Origin of the sequence: Pontibacterium sp., assembly GCF_041587635.1 — a bacterium.
Lineage (GTDB): Bacteria > Pseudomonadota > Gammaproteobacteria > Pseudomonadales > Balneatricaceae > Pontibacterium.
This window is the reverse complement of sequence record NZ_JBFGYC010000308.1, coordinates 1-4,869: the sequence shown is the minus strand read 5'-3', so window position 1 is coordinate 4,869 and position 4,869 is coordinate 1. Positions and strand designations below refer to the sequence as shown.

Annotated in this window: 3 protein-coding genes; all 3 read left to right on the top strand. The window is 48.5% G+C overall.

All coding sequences use genetic code 11. The annotated features are described in order from the left end of the window. Nucleotides 1-145 precede the first annotated feature (145 nt). The 3 genes from ABYW01_RS14225 to ABYW01_RS14215 are packed head-to-tail and all read left to right on the top strand — an operon-like array spanning nucleotide 146 to nucleotide 4,651. On the top strand, nucleotides 146-568 hold the full coding sequence (locus ABYW01_RS14225; protein ID WP_372833817.1) for a hypothetical protein: 423 nt from the start codon (nucleotides 146-148) through the stop codon (nucleotides 566-568). After that, a complete protein-coding gene (locus ABYW01_RS14220) occupies nucleotides 534-1,769 on the top strand; it encodes a hypothetical protein (protein ID WP_372833815.1) in 1,236 nt (411 codons plus the stop codon). Before ABYW01_RS14225 ends, ABYW01_RS14220 begins: the two co-directional genes overlap by 35 nt. A 5-nt stretch (nucleotides 1,770-1,774) precedes the next feature. Further along, nucleotides 1,775-4,651, top strand: coding sequence for an EAL domain-containing protein (locus ABYW01_RS14215; RefSeq protein WP_372833814.1), 2,877 nt, complete (start codon nucleotides 1,775-1,777; stop codon nucleotides 4,649-4,651). The last annotated feature ends 218 nt before the right edge of the window (nucleotides 4,652-4,869 follow it).

The following is a 4,869-nucleotide window of genomic DNA, read 5'->3' as shown; positions in this document are numbered from 1 at the left end:
CTGAAAGCAGTCATTTCTTTTAATCTGCATTAAACTACTTCATTAATAGTTATCCATATGTGGTTTTTTGTAATACGGCGGTTGTACCTTTCGTACTAACCATCAGGATGGATGTATCGGCTAACACAGCGGAAGTGATCTGGTCATGAAAATTCTCCGTGCCATTGTCTTAATAACGTTCGGGTTACTTACAAGTCTCTGTGCTCAGGCAGAAGGCGTTGTAGTTAATTCGGGCATTACTGAGATGTCTGTCAGCAGACAGTTTATGTTGTCTGTATTTGCGATGCGTACCCTGCGCTGGCCGGATGGTACGCCGGTTCAGGTTTTTGTGTTGCCGGATGATAATCCCCACCATATTCAATTCGTAAAATCCTCTCTGCATATATATCCGTATCAGCTACGCAATATTTGGGACCGAGCCGTGTTTTCCGGTTCAGGCCAGTCCCCTCATGTTGTCCAGACTGAGCAGGAAATGCTTGAGCGCTTACGAATTGTAACAGGAGCGGTGGGTTATACCTCAAAGGATTTGGAGGATGAGCAAGGTGTTAAACAGCTCGAAATTTACTAAGTACCTCGCGATTGCAGGGATTGGATTGATGCCGTACACGGTATCAGCATCTGGTGCGCCTGATGAATGGGATATCAACGGATTTGTGACCCAAGGGTACTTCCACTCGGACCACAATAATGTGTTTGGTCAGAGTGAAGACGGCAGTGCAGATTTTCGCGAACTGGCGCTAAATGCCGCCTGGCAGGCTCGGGGTGATCTGTTGTTTGCCGGCCAGTTGATGTCCCGACGTGCGGGTAAAGTGCAAGATGGAAGTCCGCGTATTGACTATGCGCTTTTGGACTACCGTTTTGATGAAGGTACGCGTGGCCGAAGCGGTATACGCATTGGACGAATTAAGAACCCGTTCGGGTTTTACAATGAAACCCGTGATGTCGCTTTTACCCGGCCGGGTATTTTACTGGCTCAAGCGGTGTATTTCGATAACGCCCGGGACCTGCAGTTGTCGTCAGATGGTATCTCCTTGTACGGCACCCGTAACTTTACGGATGGGTGGGTAGACGTGGATCTGCTGTTGGGCAAGCCAAATACCGAAAGTTCTGTGGAGTACGCGTACCTGAGTCAAGACTGGCCCGGAGCATTAGATGACGGCAAAGGCTTTATGTGGCGAACAGTCTATAATACCAACGATCAGCGTTGGCGCCTTGGCTTGACCATGGGGCGCTTTAATCTGGAGTTCAATGCAGATGAGCCAAGTTTGGCGACATTGCCTCTGTTAACTCAGATGATTGCACCCCGCGATGGCCATATTGATATCGATGCTTATCTATTGTCGTTGCAATACAATCTGGAACATTGGAGCCTGACTGCTGAATTTTCTAGACAGAAAGTAAATTGGGGAACGTTGAACGGTATATTTGCGACTGACCCGGAAAATCGGTTTGAATCAGGCTATTTGCAGGCAGAGTACAGGGTAAATCCTCACTGGAGCCTGATGATACGTTATGAAGAGTTATATCTTGATATAGATGATAGGGATGGAACTGAGGCGGAAGCTCGTTTGGGGAAACCAGCACACACGCAATTTGCCAAAGATCTGATTTTTGGCATCGGCTGGCAGCCTTCCAGTCAGTGGCTATTGCGCGCTGAATGGCACCATGTGCGGGGTACTGGGTGGTTACCTGAACAAGATAATCCTGATCAGAATATGCTCCAAAGGGATTGGAATCTCTATGCCTTGCAGGCGACTTATAGGTTCTGAATGGAATGAGCGACCCGATAAATACCAAACCAGAACAGACCAAAAGGTTTATCAGTTTACGCTGGAAAACCTTCATGTTGTTGGTGCTGGTGCTTTTTGTAGTCCACTGTAGCTACTCTTTTGTTGCGTTTTCTCAACAAGAGCAGCAGTTTCAGATGGAGCGGGACCGGTTGAATGACCGTGATCTGGCTGTTCTGGAAGGCTTAGTATCTTCTTCCTATCAGCGGCTGCTGGAGCTGGGAGAAATTCTGTCGCTTATGGCGATAGACCAGTATGCGGGTGACGGCGATCCTTTAGTCGCACTCAGTCAGACGATCAATCTGAACTTTGACCGTTTTTCTCTAAACGGTTCTCTTGATTCTATCTATCTCTACGATGGTCAAGCACGCTTGGTTGAAGGGCGTGGTATGACGATCGCTTTGCCTAAGTCCGTTGTTGAGACGGTGATTGCCACTGAAAAACCTGTCCGCAACATGTATTGCTCTATTGATTGTCTGCGTTATGTTGCCCTGCCTATCCAGTTCCGTGGCGACAATATGGGGGTCATGGTTGTTGGTCGTACGTTGATTGATGTAGTGCTTTCATTTAACCGTCAGCGCGGCCGTGACATTGGTTTGGCATTCCGTATGCCATCCGCCAGCAGCGAATTGCCTGAATGGGGGCTGAGCTTTAAATACCTGACGCAAAAAGGCTTAAATATACAGGTGTTGCAGGCGTTGGTTGCGCAGTACCCCTATTCATCTCGTGGTGGGGTATATCAGGTCGATTACAATGATCGTACCTATGAAGTGGTCTTAAAAGTCCCAGAGGGGATCGAAAATGATGTGGCGTTTTGGGTGTTGGTCGAAGATCTGACCCAGGACAAGCACGCCATGTATCGCAAGTTCTTCTCAAGTCTTGCGTTGGCCGCAGCGGGTTTGCTGGTGGCTGCGGTATTGCAGCTATCGGTTTTACGTGGGCCGATGAATTATCTATCTCGTATCGCCAGGCTGCTGCCGAAACTGGCGGAAAGCTCCTATGGCGAAGTAAAGGATGAATTGCAGGAGGCTCCAAGACGTAATGGTCGCTATCTGGATGAACTGGATGTCCTCAGGGATAGCACGCTGGGTTTGACCACGCAGTTAGAGTGCCTTGAGGTTTCAATCCTGGAGCGGACACAAAAGTTGCAGGATCGTTCTGATGCGCTTGAGCGCGAGCGTGATTTTGTGAACAACCTGCTGAATACGGCGCAGGCGATTATTCTGACTCAGGATGAACAGGGTTTTGTCATGACCCTCAATAGTTGTGGTCAGAATTTACTGGGGATCGGAGAAGATCAGTTTGGCTCGGTGAAATTTAGCGAGTTGGGACACACTGAACAAAGTTGGCATGAACATCAGCAGCAGCTGGAACGTATCGAAAATGGCTATAGTGCGCAGGCTCAGGGTGAAACCCAAATTATGGATCGTTACTCAGAGCGCCGCGATATTGCCTGGATGCATTCCCGCCTGAACAGTGTATCTGATGATGCGCCCGCGATGCTGACTGTGGGTATTGATATCACTGAACGCAAGTTTGCCGAGCGGCAGCTCTACTGGCTAGCGAACCATGATGTCTTAACCTCGTTGCCTAATCGTTTGCTCTTTAAAAATCAGTTGGAAGACAGTATTCGTGTAGCCAGCAGAAAGCAGCGACCGATTGCCGTACTGTTTTGTGATATTGATGGCTTTAAAGATGTAAATGATGCGATGGGGCATGGGGTCGGCGATGAATTACTGAATCAAGCGGCGAAGCGTCTTAATAACCTGACGGGTGAGCACGATATGCTCTCTCGTATGGGAAGTGATGAATTTGTCATCGTCAAAACTGATCTGCCCGATGTTAATCAGGTTGAGTCCTATGCTCAGCCAATTTTGCAGGCATTTCGTGAGCCGTTCTATATTGATGGTTTCGAAATTTACACCACACTCAGTGTTGGTATCAGTACTTATCCCGATCATGGGGATGACTTTGCGACCCTGACTAAAAATGCTGATGTGGCGTTGTTCCATGCAAAAGATGGCGGGAAAAACTGCTGTTGTGTATATAACCAGATTTTAGGCACACAGCGTGATGAACGTTTTTCCCTGGTGAATGACTTGCATAAAGCATTGGATCGGGATGAGCTGCATTTGCACTATCAGCCTCAGATCGACAGTGTATCGGGTAAGTTGGTGGGCGTCGAAGCACTGCTGCGCTGGCAGCATCCTGTGGCGGGTATGATTTCACCTGCGCGATTTATCCCGTTGGCAGAAGAGCAAGGTTTGATTGTTGAGATCGGTGAGTGGGTATTACGCCAGGCGTGCTCCCAGATGAAGCACTGGCAGTCTCAGGGACTTAGCGATGTACGTGTCGGGGTCAATCTGGCGGGCCAGCAGATGATGCACGAGCACTTACTCAGTACTGTTGATAGCGCATTGGTAGATAGCGGTTTGGACCCGCATTATCTTGATCTTGAGGTGACCGAAAACTTTTTGATCAAGCAGCCGGAACTGCTGGTACCGAAACTGTTTAAGCTGCGGGAAAAAGGGATTTCCATTTCAATGGATGACTTTGGGACGGGTTTCTCCTCACTGAGTTATCTGAAAAAACTGCCGGTTGATACGCTTAAAATTGACCAGAGCTTTATTCGTGATATTGGCACAGACAAGGACGATGAATCGATCGTTCGCGCGATTATCGTACTGTGTCATAGTTTGGGTATTCAGGTGCTGGCGGAAGGGGTAGAAACCAAACCGCAGCTTGAATTCCTGCAAGATCACGAATGCTCCCTGATTCAAGGCTATTACTATAGCAAGCCGCTGCCGCCAAAAGAGTTGCTTAAGTTTGCGTTGGCGCGACAGCAGGGTGAAGTGATCGCTTAAACACTGTCTGACTTCAAAAGTCTGCCAGGTGTGCTTTAGGAGGGGGAGGCGAAAAGTGCTTAGCTGCGTTAACGGCTGATACGTTGGGTAGGTTCTTCGTAATGTTAATGTTGTGAACTGATTCGTTTCTGCTCGGGACAGATACCGTCGTACGCAGCCCTTCACACATATCCCTTTACGCAAGCAATAACATCGCCAGCCGATACCCGCCGGCGATG